Source organism: Megasphaera sp. UBA4233 (genome assembly GCF_002395615.1).
In the GTDB taxonomy this organism is placed as follows: domain Bacteria; phylum Bacillota; class Negativicutes; order Veillonellales; family Megasphaeraceae; genus Megasphaera; species Megasphaera hexanoica.
In genome coordinates, this window is sequence record NZ_DGXL01000019.1 from 1 (window position 1) to 19,435 (window position 19,435).

Genomic DNA, 19,435 nt, shown 5'->3' on the forward strand with positions numbered 1-19,435 from the left:
TTATCTTACTATATTTTTAATATCTGTAACAACATTGAGAGGTGAAACAGCATGGCCAATAATGTCATCGATGCCGCCATCCGGCTGCGGGATTTGTTCACGCCGACCGTGCGTAGCGTCAATGCCAGCCTGGGGACCATGAAGACCCAGATGGCGGCGGCGAAACAATCGGTCAGCGGACTGTCGGACAAGCTGACGGAGCATGAGCGCATCCAGAAACGGACGGCGAAGAGCATCGAGCAGACGGGAAGCAAGATTTCCGGCTTATCAGACAAGATGGCCCTGCTGTCAGCCCCCATCCTGGCAGCCGTAACGGCAGGCTTCAAGCTGCACAGCGACTTTGCCAACGGTATCGCCAAGATTTCGACTTTGGTCGACACGACGGTCGTTTCCATGCAGAAGGTCAGTGATGAGATTCGTGCTGTCAGCGATGAAACGGGCGCAGGTGTCGCTGATCTTTCGGAATCGGTCTACCAGGCCATTTCCGCTGGTGTCGATGCGGCCCATGCCGTGGGCTTTGTCAAAGACATGACAATTGCTGCGAAAGCCGGCTTCACCGACACGACGACTGCCGTTAACGGTGTGACCACGGTTCTCAATGCCTATGGAAAATCGGCAGAAGAAGCCACGGCGGTGACGGACCAGATGCTCCTGGCACAGAACTTCGGCAAGACATCCTTTGGCGAGATGGCCCAGTCCATGGGCAATGTCATCCCCATTGCGGCACAGCTCAATGTCAGTACCCAGGAACTGTTCGGTTCCATCGCCGTCCTGACCAAGAACGGTATCCGGACCAGCGAGGCCATTACCGGACTCAAGGCGGCTTACAGCAACATCCTGAAGCCGTCTGCCGAAGCGGCGAAACTGGCTCAGTCCCTTGGCCTTGAGTTCAATGCGGCTCATCTGCAGAGCGTGGGCTGGGTGAAGTTCCTGGACGAAGTGAAGCGGGCGACAGGCGGCGATGCCGAACAGATGGCCCAGCTCTTTGGCTCTGTCGAGGGCCTGAACAGCATCCTGGTCCTGACGGGCAAGGGAGCCGGGGACTTCGATAAGGTCATGGACCAGATGGCCCAGTCTGCCGGTATGACCCGGGAAGCTTATGAGAAGATGCTGACCCCGTCGGAGCAGATGCAGATTGCCATGAACCAGCTGAAGAATGCCGGCATGGATTTAGCGGTGTCGTTTACGCCGTACTTCAAGGCCATGTCGATGCGCGTCAAGGAACTGGCTGCCTGGTTCCGGACACTGACACCGGAACAGAAAACGCTGATCGGCCAGGTGGCTTTTGGCATCGTGACCTTCCAGCTCTTCGGTTCGACCCTGGGCCGTATCCTGACGTTCGGCGGCAGGGCTTTTGGTACTTTCAACTCTATTGCCAAGGGCATTAGCAAAGCCGGCAGTGTCTCGAAGTATCTCTCGACCCAGTTCAAAGGACTCATTCCGGTCTGCCGGGGCATTGCCATCGTGGCCAGGGGCATGGGCAGTACCTTTCTGACTGCCGGACGCATGATGATCACCATCATCCGTGCCGTAGGCGCCGCAGCCATGGCCAATCCCATCATTATCATCATTGCCGCGATTATTGCTGCCTTGTACCTTCTGTGGAGGAACTGGGATACCGTGTCGCATTATATCGAACAGGCTATACAGGCTGTATCGGACGCCGTCGATGCGGGGATGAACTGGATCAGTTCTGCCTGGGACGGAGCCATGAACGGTATCAGCGAGACGGCCTCCAGTATCTGGGAGAGCATCAAGGACACCTTCCATAGCGGTGTGAACTGGGTCATCGACCAGGTGAACGGCCTGATTTCCAGCATCAACGGCCTGTCTATCGACATTTCGTCCCTGACGGGAGGGGCGCCGACCCATGTGGGCTTTGATATCCCAAGCATCAGCCACTTTGAAAGCGGTGTCGAGAACTTTCGTGGCGGCTTTGCCGTCATCAATGAAGACCGCCGGGGCGAGCTGGTACACCTGCCCAATGGCAGTACGGTCATACCTCATGATGAAAGCATCCGCCAGGCCATGAACGCCGGCAGCGGCGGTATCACCATCCGCATCGATACCATGAACGTCCGCAGTGAGCAGGACATCGACGCCGTCGCTGAAAGGCTCGTCGAAAAAATCCGGCTGTACGGCATGAACCGCATGAAAGGAGCGACCCTCTGATGAGTTCTTTCTTAGCATCCCTGTTGAACGCCATCGGCCAGGCTGCGTCTTCCCTCACGATTTCACTCTCTTCTGAATCGGCAGCGGTGGTCTTTCCCGTCCTGCCTTCGGAGCTGATGGTATCTGTCAATACGAATCATGGCACGGTGAACATCAATAACTTCGGCGACTACCTCATGATGGGAAAGACGGGACTCAGGACACTGACCCTTTCCGGCTTTTTCCCGGCACAGGATTATCCCTTTGCCATGATGGGCCTTGCGCCTTATACATACATCGCCCAACTGGAAACGATGCGTACCGGTGACAGCGTCTGTCAGCTGACGGTGTCAGATACGCCGCTTTCCATGCCCTGCCTGATTTCGTCCTTCAAGTTTGGTGAAAAGGACGGCAGCGGCGATGTCTATTACGAGCTGGGCCTGACAGAGTACCGCTACGTCACAGCACCGGAGACGGGAAAGACCGATGCTGCGACAGGGCTGAAGAAGCGGCCGGAGTCGTTCTGGTCGAAGATGAAGAAGAACATCACCTATTATCCCGGTGACAGTATCGGGAACGTCATCGGCCGGGCCGTGGGGAAATCGGTGACGCTCAACAATGAGCAGTTCTCGAAGTTCCAGATCTATCGCAGCATCGTCCGTAACGGCGGTCTTTCGCCCGGGGATATCATCCGCCTGACGACGATGAACCTCAAAAGGAATGATGAAAATGTTCCAGTTGCAAAGAATCAATAAGAAAACCAATACCGAGGATGCTCAGACGGAAGGCCAGAAAAAGCCCGAGAACGCAGACCTTACGGGCTGGCTGATTTGTGCAACTTGGTCCGGGGACGTCGAGCAGGCCGGACGCAGGCTGGAATTCGACCTGGCCTATACGACGCGGGATAAATCTTGGCAGAATCCGGAACTGGAACTGGGGGACGAGGTGCTGTTTATCCACATTGACGATAAGACGCAGCAGACTGTCCACCTGTTCCAGGGACGTATTTTTGGCCGCAGCCGGGAGAGCGGCTCTTCCGTGATGCATTTTACAACCTTTGACAATATCGTCTATCTGGCCAAGTCCCGCATAACCAAGAAGTACACGAACGTCACAGTGGCCGACGCCATCCGCCAGACCATCAATGACTTTTCTATTCCGGCCGGGACTATTCCCGACCTGTCCGTCACCTGCAATTTCATTGCCGATGATATCTCGGCTACGGAGGCTATCAAGCAGGCATTATCCTATCAATCCGCACAGGATGGCAAGGGATACCATATCTACATGACCGAAGGGAAGCTCAACGTGGTCTGCATGAACGACCAGGTGGTGGAAGATTTCCTGATCAGCGATGTGACAAATCTGACCGGCGCTTCCGTGTCGGAGTCGGTCGAAGACATGGTTTCTAAGGTCATCGTCGTCGACAGTGCCGGACAGACGAAAGGCGAACTGCCCAATCAGACGGATATCGACCGATTCGGTCTCATCCAGGCCATTTGCAAGGCCGACCCCAAGCAGGACGATGCCTCGCAGGCAAGGGCCATGCTGAAGACCGTCGCCCATGACATGTCCATCCGGGCCATCGGTCATATCCAGTGTATCGCCGGGTTTTCTGTCTCAGTCCAGGAAGAACAGCTCAAGGGCCAGTTCTTCATCAAGTCAGACAGCCATAAAATCGAAGGCAACAAGCACCTGATGGAGCTGCATCTGGTATTCAACAAACTGCTGGATGAGCAGAAACAGGAACTGGACAGTACATCGTACAATGCCAACCCGGATTATGTGCCGCCAGCGGAAACGGAATCGACATCTTCTGTTTCTACAGGTGGCGCTGTGGCTGGCAGCAGTGTGGTCGATGCGTGCATGGCCAATTTCGAGGGTACCGTTTCTCCCTATGGCTCAGAAGGCTGTGTCGACCGGGCGACCATCGCTGCGGCGGGCTATTCCCCTTTTGCAGCGCAGGAATATAACAATGGCGTGAAAGGCTGCGATCAGCTGCGGGCCGATGCCGAAGCGCAAGGTCTGGCTATCCCTTATGACCCGTCGCAGCTCGAAAAGGGCGACATCATCATGTACAACCGCTACAGCAAGCCGGACCCGAACTGGCATGTCGTCGTCTATGACGGAAGCGGCGGCTGCTGGGGCAACAGCTCCAATGTCTATGGCTGTTTTCATCACTACGAAGGCAGCATCGATATGGGGAGCGACTATTATCCGGCAACGATTATCAAGACTTCAAGGGGGTAAGCGTGTGCAGAAAAATCCATATATCGGTCTGCTGAATCTGATGGAGCAGGTCAGCCGTAGCAGCAACAGCCCGGACATTCAAATCGGGCAGATCCTTGCTTCGCCGCCAGATATCAAGGTCCGCTACAATGGCATCATTTTGACCAAAGAGGAGCTGTGGATTTCCCATTATCTCCTGGCAGGTTATGGCCGCACAGCTAAAGGGCATCTGGTATCGGCGACACAGAATCGTGCCGGCGGCAGCGGTGATGCGGCTTACCAGTCCCATAATCATGCCATCGATAATGACTACACCGATTCCGTCATCTATACGGATACACTAAAGCCCGGCATGTACGTGGCCATCATGCCCATGCTCATCAATGGCCGGATCCAGCAGTACATCATTTTGGACGAGATTGTGAGGATTGATGGCCATGGCTGATCCTTTTGTAGCAATGAACAGCATCCAGGCAGCGAACCGGAATGAGTCGCTGCCTCTTTTTGTAGAATACGGCTATGACTTTGATAAGCAGTGCTTCCGCTACGATGAAAAAGGCCAGAACCTGATGGTGACAGAAAATGAAGCCCTCAAGGTCTGGATTTATAAGGCAATCCTCACCGAGCGGTATCGCTACTTGGCCTATGATGACAGCTATGGCATTACCATCGAGCCGTATCAGGGGAGAACGTCAAACAGCCGGTATACGGCAGACCAGATCTGCCGGAATATCCGCGAGGGATTGATGGTGAATCCGTACATTGCCCGCATTAACCATGTCGAGGTGGAGAAGCGGGAACGGGATGATTTGGCCATTACGGTTGACGTCACTTCCATTTACAGTGACGAATCATTGACCGTGACGGCAGGAAGGAGCGAGGCATGAGCAATTTATTTGATGCACAGACCAAAGATGTGATTGAGAGCCGCATGGCCCAGACCCTGCACACCATTACGGAAAAAGAGCAAAGTACCATGGAAGGCACCTTTGCCCGCGACCTGATCGACGCCAATGCTGTGGAATTTGAGAGCAGCTATGCCGAGATGGCCATGTTGCGCGACGCGGCCTTTGCCGAAACGTCCTGGGGCGACTACCTGACGCTGCGGGCAGCGGAATTTGGCGTCGATCGCAAGAAAGCCGTCAAGGCCAAAGGAGAAGTTACGGTGACGGGGATGGCAGGAGCCTACATCATTCGCAGCAGTCTCTTCCAGACAAAAGACGGCCAGCGATTTTATACCCTGGAGTCGGCCACCATTCCTGCCGATGCCGCTGAGGTTACGATTCCCGTGGAAGCTGCCGATGCCGGGGCGAGTGGCAATGTGGCCGAAGGAACGATTACAGAAATCCCCTATTCCATCCCGAATATCTCGGCAGTCGTTAACCATAAGAAATGCACCGATGGGGCGGATGAAGAAACGGATGACGCACTCCTTGCCCGGCTCCTGTTCCGGGTGCGCCAGCCTATCACCTCGGGCAATGCCAATCATTATCGTGACTGGGCCATGTCTGTCGATGGCGTCGGGAACTGCAAAGTCATCCCGCTCTGGCAGGGCAATGGCACGGTGAAGGTCATCATCGTCACGGCAGAGAATGAATCGGCATCGGCTGAACTGATCCAGGAGGTCTATGACTACACCGAAAGCCAGCGGCCTATCGGTGCGACCGTGACCGTCGTTTCGCCGGCGCCATTATCCATTGATTTGACGGCAGATGTCTATGGCACAGCCAGCCCCGATGCCGTAAAGGCAGCCATGACAGCCTATCTCAAGCAGACGGGCTTCACGCTTTCTTATGTCAGCCTGGCCCAGATGGGGAAACTCCTCCTTTCCATCAGCGGCATTACAGATTATAAGGATTTGAAGCTTAATGGAAAAGCGGCCAACGTGGAACTGACGAACGAGCAGATCCCCGTGGCAGGGAAGGTGGTGCTGAACCTTGTCAGCCAATGACTGGATGCGGCAGAGCCGGATGGATATCCTGAAGTATTTGCCGAATTTCTTATCCAAAGACCCGATGTTCCACTGCGCGGCAGAAACCTGCAATGAGGAGCATGACCGTCTGCGCCTGGCTCTGCAGGACCTGGCGGACAACTTCTTCGTGAACACCGCCACCTGGGCGCTGCCGCTTTATGAATCGTTCCTGGGCATCAAGCCCAGTGACGGAGATAGTGACGAATTCCGCAGGCAGCGGATTCTCTTCAAGCTGCAGCACGTGGATGTGTCTACAAAAGATTTCATGAACTCCATCATCAATCTCTACAGTGTCGGCCATATCGAGGAAGTCAATGAGGAATACTACTTCAAGGTGTACTGCATCATGAACGGCAAAGATACCACGACCTTGCAGAAGCTCATCACGCAGCTCAACATCTACAAGCCGGCCCATCTGGGATACGTCATCTACCTGGGTTATTCCTGGAATGGCAAGATTTACTGGAACGGGGAAGCTACCTTCTCGACGGCGACCATCGTATCCAAGAAAGGAGTGATGACAAATGGATGATTACAGCAAAGAGAAATGGTCTGCCGACTTCCCGGACCGTGCCGGACAGGAAGTCCGGCCCACAGAAGCTGTGGAGAATACGCTGGATTATGATGTGCTTTTCCCACAGTATCTTTCGGAAGACCCGGTTGTATTCAACCAGCAGAACAAGACTGTGTCCCAGCTGGTCAGCAATGATGCCCGGCTCTATGAGCGGATTTCCGCTACGGCAGCTGACATCAATGCCCATCTGAACGATGCCAAGGCCCATGCCAGCGGCATCAGTGGCAATGCGGCCAGTGCGTCGAAGCTGCAGACGGGGCGGAAGATTCACCGGGTTGTCTTTGACGGCACCCGGGATATTACCTTACCAGACTTTACGGGCTGCGGCGAAAAGACAGCAGGCCAGAGCGGCATGGTCCCGTCACCTTCAGCCGGGAAGCTGAATACCGTCCTGCACAGCAATGGCGGCTGGGGCAAGGTCACCTACGCCGATATGGACGAGGAAGCCGTGGCCAAAATCCAGGCATGCCCATTTCCCGTCAATGCCATCTACATTTCTGCAGACGGGAAGAATCCCGCCACGTACTGGCCGGGTACGACCTGGGTGGCTTTTGCCATGGGACGTTGCTTGATCGGGGCCGGAGCAGCAGACAGCGGGACCATGTATAAGGCCGGGGACAAGCTGGGCGAAGAGAAGCACACCAATACCCTGGCGGAAATCCCTATCCATGGCCATACGGGGAAAACCGGCGATGCCGGGAACCATAACCATGACCGGGGCAATATGAATATCACCGGCGCTTTCTGGGGCCGTGATGTGCAGAGCGGGTACAACGGCAATGGGGCGTTCTTCATCAGCGGCCGCGGGAACTGGAATGATGAAGGCGGCAACTATCATGACAACTACCCATCCGTCATGTCCTTTGAAGCAGCTCGGTCCTGGTCCGGCAGGACTTCGACGAACGGCAGTCATGCCCATAGTTTTACGACGGAGAATGCTGGTGGTGGCCAGCCGCACAACAACATGCAGCCATCTATCGTCGTGTACATGTTCCAGCGGACAGGCTAGGAGGTGAGGAATATGGCTGAATGGTTACAGATGGCCGCATCCCTGGTATCGGTTCTGATGCTCTGCGGCGTCATATTCAATTTCAGCGTCATCAAGCCGCTGAATGAATCGGTGCGGAGCCTCCGGGACTGTATCGCAGAACTGCGCCGCCAGCTGTCGGATACGGAAGCCAAACGGCAGAAGATGGCGGAACGGCTGTCCCGGGTGGAAGCCCTAGCAGAACATGCCCACCGCAGACTGGATGCCATGGAACAGCGGCAGCCGGAACAGGGGGGATGGAAATGAGCTTCTCTGTAGTGCAGAACCGGATCCGCCTTGTGAGGGGTGATTCGGCAGAAATCCGCTTGGTCATCTGCGACCGGATGACGGGGGAACCTTTCATCCCTGGAAAGCACGATGAGCTGACGTTCACGCTGAAACAAAACCTTGCCGATGAAAAGCCTGTCCTGACCAAGACACTGGAACAGGGCATCCGGCAGGAAGGGGCGGCGTGCTTCCTGGTTTTCTGGCCGGACGATACCCGGAACCTTCCCTGCGGCCGTTATATCTATGATGTGGAGCTGGTGCGGGAGAACGGATACACCGATACCCTTATCCCGCCCCGGCCTTTTTTCCTGGAAAGGGGCGTGACGGACAATGGCACATAAGGGGAACAACCTTGTCGGCATTCTTTCCATGCCCCAGGCCCCTTCCGGGGACTTTCAGGAAAAATGCATCGTCCCATCCGACGAGGAACAGGTCGTCACCGCTGACAGCGGTCATGCGGCCCTTTCCCGGGTGACGGTAGCTGCCATTCCGTCGAATTATGGCAGAATCAGTTTTAATGGGTATGAATTAAAAGTCGAGTAAAGGAGCAATTCATATGGCGAAGAATGTAAAAATCAATTCCGTTATCTATGCAGAGGTGCCGCAGGTCTCGATTCCTCTAGCAGAGGGGGAAGGTACCGCTGTCTTTTATGATACGACTGGGGCTACGGCGGCATCGGGCGATATCCTGACGGGGAAATCCGCTTTTATCGGGAACGGCTTTGTCGCGGGTTCCATGTCCAATAACGGAGCCGTCAGCGGCAGTATCAGCAAGGCCGATGGCACGTATACCATCCCGGCCGGGTTCCATAACGGCAAAGGGGCAGTCCGCATCAGCAGCGAGGAACAGGCCAAGCTGGTCAGCGGGAATATCAAGGCTGGCGTGACCATCCTCGGCGTGTCCGGCAAATCCAGTGTCGTTGATACGGGCGATGCCACAGCGGCAGCCGGCACCATCATCAGCGGCAAGACGGCCTACGTCAATGGCACCAAAGTGACCGGGAGCCTGACAACCGTGACCGTATCCCAGGACAGCCTGACCAAGGTGCTGACGGTCGAGTAAAGGGGATGAAGCAATGAATGTTGATGTGAAGATTGCCGGTGCCAGCTACAGCGAGGTGCCGGCTGTATTGCTTCCCCTGAAGAACGGCGGCAGAGCGCGTTTTTGTGAAGTATCTGATACGACGGCAGAAGCAAGTGATGTGGCACTAGGCAAGCGGTTTTATACCTCAGAGGGAGAATTGGTGGTGGGAACAGCTGAGTTATCACAGGGGGCAGATACCCGCAAAAAGATTACGCTGATTCAAAAGGAGCATCAGAACCTTACGATCTCCTGCAATCACCCGGATTTGTCCTCACAGACGGATTTGGAGGGAAATACCATCTATGCTACAGAATACCAGGATGCCCTGGACATCAGCCTGAAAGCGGATGCCGATTATTATGCCGGCAAAATCACCATCAATGGGGCGGAGCAGGAAAGCACCGGTTCCAATCGCCAAAATGCCTTTGCATCGGTATCCATCAGCAATGGGATGGTGGTAAGTGCAACAGACGCAATCCCGATTCCCACGGTTCCTTTTACAGATGTAAGCCTTACGCTGACGGGACAGGGGACCCAGTGGCTGATGGGATATCTGCTCGCCACGACGAAACAATCACCGGAGAGTCCTAAAATAGGAGGGGCCTTGCTTGCTGGCAATGACAGTGATAAAGGCATTCTGTTCCTGGTAGAGGGAGAACAACGCTATGCGGGCTGCCAGGTTGAACTTACGACGGGGACAGGGATAACGGATAGCGCAGAGCTGTCTTATGAAAAAGATGCAGATTTAGGAGTCACCATGATAGGGAAAATATCGGATGCCTTATATGCCTATCTAAAAGAAAGTGCCGAGTCAAAGACCGAAGTGACACTGACGATTAAGGTGGTGGGGTAAATTTGTTTGAAAAAATCAATATTCCTGATTGCATCGTCATCATCGGTCTGGTCACAGCACTGATCCTGGCGATTTTTTATGCCTTGAACGAACTGGCTATGTCCATTGCGTCAGGGCTTCTCGGTTACATCGGCGGCACCGTGAAGTCCGCCGTTCATCAGAAAGGAGAAGAAAAACCATGAAAGTATTCCTGAATCCCGGCCATGCGCCGGGCGGCCATCCCGACCCCGGTGCCGTGAATGAAGAAACGGGGCTGCGCGAATGTGACGTGGCTCTGGCAGTCGCGAAGTCTGCTGAAAGCTATCTGAATGCGGCAGAAGTCGGAACAGAACTGCTCCAGTCCAACAGCCTGGCGGAAATCTGCGAAAAGGCGAACAACAGTGATGCGGATATCTTCGTGTCCATCCACTGTAATGCTGCCGAAGCAGAAGAAGCCAACGGCACAGAAACCTGGGCCTGCGCCGGCAGTTACCGTGGCAGCATGCTGGCGAGCTGCATCCAGAGACAGATCGTCGACGCCCTGGATACGACAGACCGGGGCGTGAAGATTGCCACGCCCGGCGTCAACGGCCTGTATGTCCTCACGAACACCGACATGCCCGCTGTCCTGGTCGAACTGGCCTTCATCACCAATCCAGATGATGAAGAAATCCTGGCCAATGCCCAGGATGCCCTGGCCAGAGCAGTGGCACGGGGCATCACCGATTACGAACAGCTGATTCTAGGAGGCAAATGACCATGAACCGTGAAGAAATCAGGAAAGCCGTTGCCGATGCCGTCGTAGGCTTTGCCAGGAGCGAAGCCGAAGCAGCCATCAAGTCCATCGACCTGGATGACGTCCAGAAGCTGGTGGAAGCGCAGATGAAAAACCTCACAGACCCACTGGAAGCGGAAATCCAGACTACCACTAGTTGGTGGGTGAAGATTCGGAACAGGCTGTATATTACATTGCTGCAGCAAGCAGTCAAAGCTATTGTGGCTGATACAAAGCAAAAGATTGTATGAGAAAAGCCGGTATAGTACATTTATTAAATTTTCTGTATTGGTACTTTTTGTGATTAGATATCTTACAATTAAATACGATGTAACAGCATACAGAGTAATGATAATAATATTCAATATGCCCACGTAAATAAGAAGTGTTTTATATTTGCAATCTACATATTCTAGCAATATGGTTCTGTGTAGCTTTCCAATGGTCCTGCTAATATAATTACAAATTCTTCTTGAATATAGTGCTATAATGCTATTTACTTTATTATATGAAATGTTATGTTCTTAAAATACAATATTTTAAATATATTTTGATAAATAACTCTAAAATATTACTTTTTATTAGCATAAATGTCTTGTGGGGAGGGGACGTTTATGCTAATATTAAGAGTAAGTAAAGAGAAACTGGACAAAATGTTATTAAGAAAAGAGGCTTAGCGATGAAAAAAGATATGTCAAAGAAACTGATTGTGGCAATTAGAATAGCTTGTATAGGATCTGCTGCAATGGGGATTGGCGGAATGCAGAACGCCTTTGCCTATGCGCAACCTTTAACTCCCATTGGATATCAAGCGGATGGAGGGACAATAACGACTCATTACAGTACCGTGCATGTTCATCAAGATGGAACCGTAGAGTGGCAGAATAGTCCTGAATATCTAGAGGATAATGCACAAAACGACGGAAATGTAGCGTTAGGGAATTTTTCGAAGGCAGGTTCTCTGAACGATAAAAACATTATAGGAAATATGACTGTTGTCAGGGAATCTCCAACCGGGACGACGTATGACTATTTTCAATATGTAAAACAGGGGGATAAATACTATAAAGCATGGTATGATCCTCAGGGAAATCTTCAGGGATATCTACTGGATGCACAATTAAATGTTATTCCCGATAGCACTCCTGTTGCTTTGAATCTAGCGGGGAATATAACGAATAACGTTGCCATCGGCAATCATGCCACTACCAAATCTTCCAGCAGTGTGGCTATCGGAGATGACAGTCAGTCACAGGGATATCGTGGCATTGCTATCGGGGCAGACAGCCAGGCTGGAGATACAACCGATAGTAATGATTACAATGATGGCATTTCGGCAATTGCTGTTGGTGATGGTGCCAAAGCGATGGGGAATGGCAGTATAGCCACGGGACAAGGTTCACATGCCTACGGGTATGCGTCCATCGCATCCGGTGTAAATGCCGGAGCCAATACAACTCGGTCGATTGCGATTGGGGAAAATGCCACGGTTTCTTATAATCCACAAGCAGCAGATGACCCGCAGCGATTGGTAGCCGAACAAGCGATTGCCATTGGGTATAACAGTCAGGCAAATGGCAAAGACGCAACGGCGGTAGGCCGGCAGGCAGTAGCAGACCGGCGTAATTCTACGGCTTATGGCAATAATAGCCATGCCAATGCTTATAATTCAGTAGCCATCGGCAATAAAGCCATTGCAGGACTTAAAACAGAAACAGATTCTAATTCCGTTGCTGGTCAGTCTGCGGTAGCCATAGGAAACCGGGCTACGGCTACGCAGGAATATACGACAGCCGTAGGTGCCAGTACGTATGCTTCCGGCTGGCATGCAGTAGCCGTTGGTGATTCTAATAGGGCAACGGGTCGCTATAGCACGGCAATGGGGGCTGGGTATTCTACTTATACTGTGGATGAAACAGATAATGATAATACAGAGCGCGAACGAAACTATCAAACAATCGGAGCTAACCAGGCAACGGGCGATTATAGTACGAGTGTAGGATATGGAAATATTACTATGGGACAGAACAGCTCTGCTTTTGGTATGCAGAATGTGGCTTCTGGTATGGATTCGCTGGCATATGGCAGCGGTAATAGTATTGGACAGGAACGTCAGCCCGGAGCTACAACGATTCAACGTGATGCGGTCAATGCAGGGAATGTGACAGGATTTGCCGTAGGCCACAGCAATAAGATCGGTGGAAATCTGGGTGGAGCTTTTGGCGATGGTAATACTGTAGTGGCGGAAAGAAGTTATGCAATAGGGAACAGCAATCAGGTATCAGGCAAAGGTGGCTTTGCCGCAGGGAATCAGGCAACGGTGACAGCAGAGAATGGTATTGCTGTTGGTAATGATGCTCATGCAACTATCAGGGATTCTGTTGCCTTAGGTAATGGCGCTCGAACCAATGAAGTAGTCGGGACATCTGTTATAGAAATCCCTGGCACAGGTACTACCTATAGCAATATTTCCGGTACTTCTCCTGTTGGCACGGTAAGTGTGGGTGATGTTGGAAAAGAACGCACTATCACGAATGTTGCTGCTGGACGTATAGGACCGGGAAGTACGGATGCAGTAAACGGTTCGGAATTATACGCAGTTAAGCAGCAGGTTGGGCTGAATTCGACGGCTATTCAAAACATTAATAATCGAATGGATAGTTTAGATAATAGAATTAACAAAGTAGGTGCTGGAGCAGCTGCGTTAGCTATGTTACACCCCTTAGATTTTGATCCAGATGAAAAATGGGATTTTGCAACTGGCTATGGGCATTATGGAAACGAGAACGCTGTCGCAGTAGGTGCTTTTTATCGTCCGAATGAAGATACAATGTTCTCTATTGGCGGAGTAGTTGGAGATGGGCACGATATGATAGGGGCCAGCATTTCATGGAAATTTGGACAAAAAAATCATGTGTCAGTGAACAGAGTGGCAGCAGCAAAGGAAATAATTGAATTGCGAAAAGAATTGAATGATCTGCGTTCTTTTGTAGCAGATGCTGTTAGTGGCAATGTCTTGGATTTGTCCAAAATTCAACTTTTCCCTGATGTCCCAGAAAACCATTGGGCTTATGATTATGTTTCTACTTTGGCAGGCAATGGCGTTATCGAAGGATATCCGGATGGTTATTTTGACGGACATCGTGCAATGACCAGATATGAAATGGCAGGAGTTCTCTATAGAGCTATGTTACGCGGTGTAAAATTAAAGGAAAGAGCATTAAAAGAATTTGCGCCTGAACTAGACCGTATTCGTGTCGATACATTGACTAAACATAAAGATGGGTCGCCGGATATTCAACGTGTGCGTACGATTCCGGGCAAGGGATGTTAAAGGATGAGCAAAAGGAGGGAAATTATGAGTGCGAATAAATTGTTGGCAGTTGCCTTACTGGGCCTTGCTATTACAGGAAACGTCTTTGCTGCTAATCTTTCTGCGCAAGAAAAAGACCAGGAAACGACATTTATCGGGGAGATCTGTGAGTTTGAAATTGGGAATATATATAAAATGCGAGATGAAAACGGAAATATTACTCGCGTTGATTTAGGCAAGTATAGTGGTAGGATGCTGAACCGGACATCGTTTAGCGTTACTGGTAAAATGATGCAGGATGAAAAAGGACCATTTTTAAAAATGCGACATATGGATTACAAAGATCCAGATCCTTTTGTGGAATATTTTGAAGCACTACAGAAAACAAAAAATCCCCAAAAAGGTGGGCTTGAACTTGAACAAATCAGAGATAAGGCATTTGACCATGAGAATCCCGTGAGTGATGATCCAATAGTCTATAAAAATAATGTTAAGAAACTTTCAAATGCTCAGCTAGAAGAGTATAAAATGAATGATATAAGTGAGTTTACAAACTTGGATAGAGGGACGAAGGTCGCTTTTAAAGGTCGGGCAATTCAGACTGTGGTTGATAGACAAGTCATGCTTTTTTGGGATACGAAAGGCAATGCCGTCAATGTCAAGATGAATGGTGCATATTGTCCGCTAGGCCAGCGTTGCTTTGTTTATGGCACTTGGGAATCAGATGAAAAAGGTTCGTATATAAGCCTGGATTATATGGAAAGTGTAGAGCTGCCGACAGAAGCATATCAATAACATAAATAAAGCTGCTAAAGATGGAAGTATTATTGCATTTCTGGGGCGAAAAAAAGCAGTAATTTATTGTATTATGTTAAGGCCGGGCTATAATTGACCTAAAGGAGGTGCGGACGAAAATATTCCGGCCTTGACATATTATACGAAAGTGAAATAAAAATAAGATAATGATAAATTAATAGAAAATCAAGAAAGCAAATCTTGAATTTAAAACCGCAGAATGTGTTTATAACCTTTTTATTCATCGGGATTCTGTTGTTTTAATCCTGTCTTCTAATAATTTGTGCATGTATATAATTATAAGCCCCCAACATGCTTTAAAATATATTGATTATTATTTTTTATTAAAACGAAAAATCCAGATTTGTTATTTACCCATAAGCCTTCATTTTTTCCATTACCGGCAATCCATGCTGGATCTATGGTTTTCACTGAATATGATATATCATAATAATTCTTATCCATTCCATCATTGTCCTTGATTTTTATTGGTCCGTCAATTCTATTAATTGTATAATCAAAAATTTTATTTTTATTGAACAATCTTTCGGATTTATAATGGTCAAATTCGTGAATTAATATTTTATTGACAATTTCTTTTTCTGATAATCCTTCTGCATCTGATACTGCTATACGATTGCATTGAATTGTTTCTACTAGTATGGAGTCATAAGAATAGAATATTAAATATACAACTCCTATTAGTATAATTGCTATATTTTTTATTTTTGTTTTCTTTGTCCTGATATATTTATAAAGGACAATTGCTATCATGAAAAAAGTGAAAATATATAACATAAATAAAAAATCACTTATAAACATAATCATCTTAATTTCTCCTAATTATCAAAAGATAGAAATCCCGATAAATATAAACATTAAAATTATATGGATCCTGGTTATCTATTTTTCTGCTAGTAAATAATATTAATCAAAATATGACAAAATTTATAGTTAAATTATAGCACAGCTCACATGTGAATATTAGGGTAATATTCCATGACCTGGATTTTCGTCGAGTGCCTCAAATGCTATCAATCAACTGATTAAAGCGAAGTTATCTAGGTCTTATAATATAAGTATTACCGATGGCTGAGAATTCAACAATAATTGAACCGGCGTTTAACTATGTAATTCTCATGCGAAATGAAATAGGTCATAATTTATTATTTTATATGACCGCATTAATGAGTTTTATTAGCAAACGATGTTTGAGTGGTGGCGTGCATCAGGATAGTGTTTTGAAGATTTTTTTGTTTATTAGTTATATTAGTGCGATGCGAACTCCTTGGAGATTAGTAGAATGATTAAGCATATGCCCAATTACTACTACATACCATAGATAACGTTAAATATTATCAATATTATGCAAAAAAACAGAAGAAATTTATGAGCCAATGAGGGATACTGTAAAAAGCTAAAACGGAATATCGAGCGAGATAAGGAAGTCAATGACGAACTGACCGATATGGGCTGGCTCGTCCTGCGGTTCTGGGAGAGTGACATCAAGAAAGATTTGCAGAGATGCGTGGACTTGGTTTGCGAATACCGCGGAAAATAACTGAATATCATTTGCAATCAGCGGATGCTCATCATGGGCATCCGTATTTTTTTGCCTTCATAGTACTTAACGATAGCTGTTCTGGCCTATTACTCCTGAAGACCAAAATTTCAGGAGGTGTCCATCATGACGGACGAACAGAAACAGCAGATCATTGCCCTGCGCCGGGGTGGGGTATGGCAGGATAGCGGCACAGCTCCAGATTTCCATCAACACGGTGAAATCGTTCTGCCGGCGGCACAGCCTGGTGGCGAAAAAGACGGCATCAATCGGTATAGGATTAATAAAAAATCCTGTACCGATTTTTTTTGTAAGCCGTCAGATAAGTATCTTTCTCAAGGCTATAAAGTAGAGGAAATAAACAAAACAAACCTCGGGAAGGAGTGTGAACCAGGATGACGCAAAGAATGAGTATTGGTGTTGCATCTCAGGCTGATGACAAAAGCATTGCGGTGATTAGCTGTGTCTCTATCAGAGAACGCCTTCTACGGTTCCTGTTGGGACGGAAAGAAAAAATCACGATTATTGTGCCGGGTGATTCGGTAAAAGAACTGACAATCCATGAATCAATCGGGAAAGGAGCTTTACCATGACAAACGACGAAATGCAGAAACTGGCGGCAGGATTGGCCGACTGCGGGAAGGCACTTCTCCGTATGGCCGATGCCCTGATAGAGAAAAAGGAAGAAGCATCTGCCGCCGAAGACCAAAAGAAACTGACTTTGGAAGATGTCCGCAGAGTGGCTGCCGATAAGGCCCGCCAGGGACACACGGACGAAGTACGACAGCTCATCCAGAAGTTCGGTGCTGATAAGCTTTCTGGTGTGGATGCGGCCAAATATCCGGCCCTGATGGAAGAACTGGAGGCGATGGGCCATGCCGACTAAACACGCGGTCCTTTCCGCTTCCTCCAGTTATCGCTGGCTGGCCTGCCCGCCGTCTGCGAAAGAATGTGCCAAGCTGCCGGATACCTCCAGTGAATTCGCCCGACAGGGAACGGATGCCCATACGCTCTGCGAATTCAAGGTGAAGACAGCCCTGGGCCAGAAGCTGGAAGACCCGACGAAATCCCTCACGTACTTTGATGAGGAGATGGCGGAATGCACCGATGAATACGCGCAATTCGTCATGGAATGTCTGGCAGCGGCCAAAGTATCCTGCAAGGATCCGCTGATCATGATCGAACAGCGGCTGGACTTTTCCAAGTGGGTGCCAGGCGGATTTGGAACAGGCGACTGCCTCATCGTAGCTGACGATACTCTGACAGTCATCGATTACAAGCATGGCTTGGGAGTTCTGGTAGATGCCGAGAAGAATCCGCAGATGATGTGCTATGCCCTCGGTGCGCTGAACCTGTTTGATGGCATCTATGATATCCGCCAGGTGTCCATGACTATCTTCCAGCCCCGCCGGGACAACGTCAGCACCTGCACCATGAGCAAGGTAGAACTGCTCCAGTGGGCCGAAACGGTGCTGAAGCCTGCAGCGGAACTGGCGGCCAAAGGCGAAGGGGAGTACAAGGCCGGCGACCATTGCCGCTTCTGCAAGATTAAGGCGACCTGCCGCAAGCGGACCGAATACAACCTGGAATTGGCCCGGTATGATTTCGCCGTCCCGTCCACGCTGCAGGATGAAGAAATCGAAGCTGTCCTTTCTAAGGCCGACGAACTGGTGAACTGGGCCGGGGATGTCAAGGAATACGCTTTGCAGCAGGCCCTGTCCGGCAAGCAGTGGGACGGATGGAAACTGGTCGAAGGCCGGTCGAACCGCCGCTACGTAAGCGAAGAAGCAGTCGCCGCCAAAGTGGAAGAAGCAGGCTTCGACCCATATGAAAAGAAGCTGCTCGGCATCACGGTGATGACGAAACAGCTCGGCAAGAAACGGTTCAAAGAACTGCTGTCAGATTTAGTGGAAAAGCCGCAGGGCAAGCCGGTCCTGGTGCCGGAATCGGATAAGCGTCCGGCCATGCACACCGCGACAGATGATTTCAATGATGAAAAATAAGGAGGAACTTGCTATGTCCAAGAATTATGTCAATCCGTGCAAAGTGATTACCGGGGTCAATACCAGATGGTCTTATGCCAACGTCTGGGAACCGAAGTCCATCAATGGCGGTACGCCGAAGTACAGCGTCAGCCTGATCATCCCCAAGTCGGATACGAAGACCGTAGAAAAGATCCGCGCCGCCATCAAGGCTGCCTACGAAGAAGGCGAAAGCAAGCTCAAGGGCAATGGCCGCGCTGTACCGGCTCTCGAAGCCATCAAGACGCCGCTCCGTGACGGCGACCTGGAACGCCCGGGCGATGACGCCTATAAAGACAGCTTCTTCGTCAATGCCAACTCGACGACCAAGCCGGGCATCGTCGATGCCGACTGCCAGCATATCCTGGAACGGTCCGAAGTCTATTCTGGCGTCTATGGCCGTGCGTCCATCAGCTTCTATGCCTTCAACAGCAACGGCAATAAGGGTATTGCTTGTGGCCTGAACAACTTGCAGAAAATCCGTGACGGTGAACCTCTGGGCGGTAAACCCCGTGCAGAAGATGACTTCGCGACAGCTGACGATGACGATTTCCTGGCATAAGGAAGGAGAATTTCAATGGAAACTACGATGCAAATGATTTTAGAGATGATGTATTGCCTGGTGGCACTGGCTGCAAGCGGTTTTTTTGTGGCTTTAATTTATACAGCCCTCAAGAAGGATCATCGTGATGAAGAAATAGCACGGCACCGGGAAGAACGGGAAGCGGAATATCACCGCAAACAGATGGAATCTTTTCGGAAATAAGTATTGGTAAATGGTGGTGGCGGGGCCTTGTGTCTCGCCGCTTTTCT

26 protein-coding genes are annotated in these 19,435 nt (G+C 50.0%); 25 read left to right on the plus strand and 1 reads right to left on the minus strand.

Translation table 11 applies throughout. The features are described 5' to 3' along the window. Positions 1-51: 51 nt before the first annotated feature. The 18 genes from B2U90_RS04930 (at position 52) to B2U90_RS05015 (ending at position 15,040) form a co-directional block, all read left to right on the plus strand. Positions 52-2,172 (plus strand): phage tail tape measure protein, encoded by a 2,121-nt coding sequence (locus tag B2U90_RS04930; protein ID WP_292017243.1) that lies wholly within the window; start codon positions 52-54, stop codon positions 2,170-2,172. Then, the gene (locus B2U90_RS04935; protein ID WP_021840505.1) at positions 2,172-2,906 is read left to right on the plus strand and encodes a hypothetical protein; all 735 of its coding nucleotides are present in this window, start codon (positions 2,172-2,174) and stop codon (positions 2,904-2,906) included. The genes B2U90_RS04930 and B2U90_RS04935 overlap by 1 nt, the downstream gene beginning before the upstream one ends. Next, positions 2,881-4,401, plus strand: coding sequence for an XkdQ/YqbQ family protein (locus B2U90_RS04940; protein WP_292017244.1), 1,521 nt, complete (start codon positions 2,881-2,883; stop codon positions 4,399-4,401). The genes B2U90_RS04935 and B2U90_RS04940 overlap by 26 nt, the downstream gene beginning before the upstream one ends. 4 nt (positions 4,402-4,405) lie before the next feature. Continuing rightward, positions 4,406-4,825, plus strand: coding sequence for a DUF2577 domain-containing protein (locus B2U90_RS04945; RefSeq protein WP_292017245.1), 420 nt, complete (start codon positions 4,406-4,408; stop codon positions 4,823-4,825). Further along, positions 4,818-5,267, plus strand: a complete 450-nt coding sequence (locus B2U90_RS04950) for a DUF2634 domain-containing protein (RefSeq protein ID WP_292017246.1) — start codon at positions 4,818-4,820, stop codon at positions 5,265-5,267. The genes B2U90_RS04945 and B2U90_RS04950 overlap by 8 nt, the downstream gene beginning before the upstream one ends. After that, positions 5,264-6,331, plus strand: coding sequence for a baseplate J/gp47 family protein (locus tag B2U90_RS04955; protein ID WP_292017247.1), 1,068 nt, complete (start codon positions 5,264-5,266; stop codon positions 6,329-6,331). Before B2U90_RS04950 ends, B2U90_RS04955 begins: the two co-directional genes overlap by 4 nt. Further along, positions 6,318-6,884, plus strand: a complete 567-nt coding sequence (locus B2U90_RS04960) for a putative phage tail protein (protein ID WP_292017248.1) — start codon at positions 6,318-6,320, stop codon at positions 6,882-6,884. The genes B2U90_RS04955 and B2U90_RS04960 overlap by 14 nt, the downstream gene beginning before the upstream one ends. Further along, a complete protein-coding gene (locus tag B2U90_RS04965; protein WP_292017249.1) occupies positions 6,877-7,935 on the plus strand; it encodes a phage baseplate protein in 1,059 nt (352 codons plus the stop codon). Before B2U90_RS04960 ends, B2U90_RS04965 begins: the two co-directional genes overlap by 8 nt. A gap of 12 nt (positions 7,936-7,947) precedes the next feature. Next, on the plus strand, positions 7,948-8,220 hold the full coding sequence (locus B2U90_RS04970; protein ID WP_225723669.1) for a hypothetical protein: 273 nt from the start codon (positions 7,948-7,950) through the stop codon (positions 8,218-8,220). Further along, complete coding sequence (locus tag B2U90_RS04975) at positions 8,217-8,582, plus strand: hypothetical protein (RefSeq protein WP_292017250.1); 366 nt, start codon at positions 8,217-8,219, stop codon at positions 8,580-8,582. Before B2U90_RS04970 ends, B2U90_RS04975 begins: the two co-directional genes overlap by 4 nt. Then, positions 8,572-8,784, plus strand: coding sequence for a hypothetical protein (locus B2U90_RS04980; protein WP_075581369.1), 213 nt, complete (start codon positions 8,572-8,574; stop codon positions 8,782-8,784). The genes B2U90_RS04975 and B2U90_RS04980 overlap by 11 nt, the downstream gene beginning before the upstream one ends. A 13-nt stretch (positions 8,785-8,797) precedes the next feature. Further along, on the plus strand, positions 8,798-9,304 hold the full coding sequence (locus tag B2U90_RS04985; RefSeq protein WP_292017251.1) for a hypothetical protein: 507 nt from the start codon (positions 8,798-8,800) through the stop codon (positions 9,302-9,304). A 13-nt stretch (positions 9,305-9,317) separates the two neighbouring features. After that, positions 9,318-10,178 carry a hypothetical protein gene (locus B2U90_RS04990; RefSeq protein WP_292017252.1) on the plus strand — a complete coding sequence of 287 codons (861 nt, stop codon included), beginning with the start codon at positions 9,318-9,320 and terminating at the stop codon, positions 10,176-10,178. A 2-nt stretch (positions 10,179-10,180) separates the two neighbouring features. Beyond that, the gene (locus B2U90_RS04995; RefSeq protein WP_292017253.1) at positions 10,181-10,360 is read left to right on the plus strand and encodes a hypothetical protein; all 180 of its coding nucleotides are present in this window, start codon (positions 10,181-10,183) and stop codon (positions 10,358-10,360) included. After that, the gene (locus tag B2U90_RS05000; protein WP_292017254.1) at positions 10,357-10,914 is read left to right on the plus strand and encodes an N-acetylmuramoyl-L-alanine amidase family protein; all 558 of its coding nucleotides are present in this window, start codon (positions 10,357-10,359) and stop codon (positions 10,912-10,914) included. The genes B2U90_RS04995 and B2U90_RS05000 overlap by 4 nt, the downstream gene beginning before the upstream one ends. A gap of 2 nt (positions 10,915-10,916) precedes the next feature. Next, positions 10,917-11,183, plus strand: a complete 267-nt coding sequence (locus B2U90_RS05005) for a hypothetical protein (protein WP_292017255.1) — start codon at positions 10,917-10,919, stop codon at positions 11,181-11,183. A gap of 428 nt (positions 11,184-11,611) precedes the next feature. Further along, on the plus strand, positions 11,612-14,266 hold the full coding sequence (locus tag B2U90_RS05010; protein WP_292017256.1) for an S-layer homology domain-containing protein: 2,655 nt from the start codon (positions 11,612-11,614) through the stop codon (positions 14,264-14,266). 24 nt (positions 14,267-14,290) lie between these two features. Then, positions 14,291-15,040, plus strand: a complete 750-nt coding sequence (locus B2U90_RS05015; protein WP_279002126.1) for a hypothetical protein — start codon at positions 14,291-14,293, stop codon at positions 15,038-15,040. A gap of 297 nt (positions 15,041-15,337) precedes the next feature. Here B2U90_RS05015 and B2U90_RS05020 read toward each other — a convergent pair whose 3' ends face one another. After that, complete coding sequence (locus B2U90_RS05020) at positions 15,338-15,868, minus strand: hypothetical protein (RefSeq protein WP_292017257.1); 531 nt, start codon at positions 15,866-15,868, stop codon at positions 15,338-15,340. A 601-nt stretch (positions 15,869-16,469) separates the two neighbouring features. Here B2U90_RS05020 and B2U90_RS12560 point away from each other — a divergent pair. From B2U90_RS12560 to B2U90_RS05050, 7 genes are all read left to right on the plus strand, one after another. Next, complete coding sequence (locus B2U90_RS12560) at positions 16,470-16,601, plus strand: DUF559 domain-containing protein (protein WP_169013074.1); 132 nt, start codon at positions 16,470-16,472, stop codon at positions 16,599-16,601. Positions 16,602-16,727: 126 nt separating this feature from the next. After that, complete coding sequence (locus B2U90_RS05025) at positions 16,728-17,000, plus strand: hypothetical protein (protein WP_292017258.1); 273 nt, start codon at positions 16,728-16,730, stop codon at positions 16,998-17,000. Positions 17,001-17,008: 8 nt separating this feature from the next. Continuing rightward, complete coding sequence (locus B2U90_RS05030) at positions 17,009-17,194, plus strand: hypothetical protein (RefSeq protein WP_292017259.1); 186 nt, start codon at positions 17,009-17,011, stop codon at positions 17,192-17,194. After that, a complete protein-coding gene (locus B2U90_RS05035; protein WP_292017260.1) occupies positions 17,191-17,487 on the plus strand; it encodes an rRNA biogenesis protein rrp5 in 297 nt (98 codons plus the stop codon). The genes B2U90_RS05030 and B2U90_RS05035 overlap by 4 nt, the downstream gene beginning before the upstream one ends. Continuing rightward, complete coding sequence (locus B2U90_RS05040; protein WP_292017261.1) at positions 17,477-18,604, plus strand: DUF2800 domain-containing protein; 1,128 nt, start codon at positions 17,477-17,479, stop codon at positions 18,602-18,604. Before B2U90_RS05035 ends, B2U90_RS05040 begins: the two co-directional genes overlap by 11 nt. Positions 18,605-18,617: 13 nt before the next feature. Further along, entirely contained in the window at positions 18,618-19,184 is a 567-nt protein-coding gene (locus tag B2U90_RS05045; RefSeq protein ID WP_292017262.1) for a DUF2815 family protein, read from the plus strand. A 15-nt stretch (positions 19,185-19,199) separates the two neighbouring features. Beyond that, positions 19,200-19,388: a hypothetical protein gene (locus B2U90_RS05050; protein WP_292017263.1), complete on the plus strand. Its 189-nt coding sequence runs from the start codon at positions 19,200-19,202 to the stop codon at positions 19,386-19,388. The last annotated feature ends 47 nt before the right edge of the window (positions 19,389-19,435 follow it).